This window comes from Cognatishimia sp. WU-CL00825 (assembly GCF_040364665.1).
GTDB lineage: Bacteria > Pseudomonadota > Alphaproteobacteria > Rhodobacterales > Rhodobacteraceae > Cognatishimia.
This window is the reverse complement of record NZ_BAABWX010000017.1, coordinates 1-421: the sequence shown is the minus strand read 5'-3', so window position 1 is coordinate 421 and position 421 is coordinate 1. Positions and strand designations below refer to the sequence as shown.

Sequence of the window (421 nt, the reverse complement as noted above, 5' to 3'; positions counted from 1 at the left end):
TGCCCACGTTGAGTATGAAACCGACGCGCGCCACTATGCGCATGTTGACTGCCCAGGTCACGCGGACTACGTGAAAAACATGATCACCGGTGCGGCGCAAATGGACGGCGCGATCCTGGTTGTGAACGCCGCTGACGGCCCCATGCCACAGACCCGCGAGCACATCCTGCTCGGCCGTCAGGTTGGCATCCCGGCCATGGTTGTTTTCATGAACAAAGTGGACCAAGTCGACGACGAAGAGCTGCTTGAGCTGGTTGAAATGGAAATCCGCGAGCTGCTGTCTGACTATGATTACCCAGGCGACGATATTCCGATCATCGCGGGTTCTGCGCTGGCCGCTTTGGAAGACCGTGACGACAACATCGGCAAAGAGAAAATCGCCGAGTTGATGGCCGCAGTTGACGAGTATATCCCACAGCCA

The 421-nt window shown here is 57.2% G+C and carries 1 protein-coding gene; it reads left to right on the top strand.

Annotated elements, in window-relative coordinates; translation table 11 throughout:
• The coding region (locus ABXG94_RS17800; protein ID WP_353536334.1) for a GTP-binding protein at window positions 1-421 on the top strand (421 nt) is incomplete at both ends.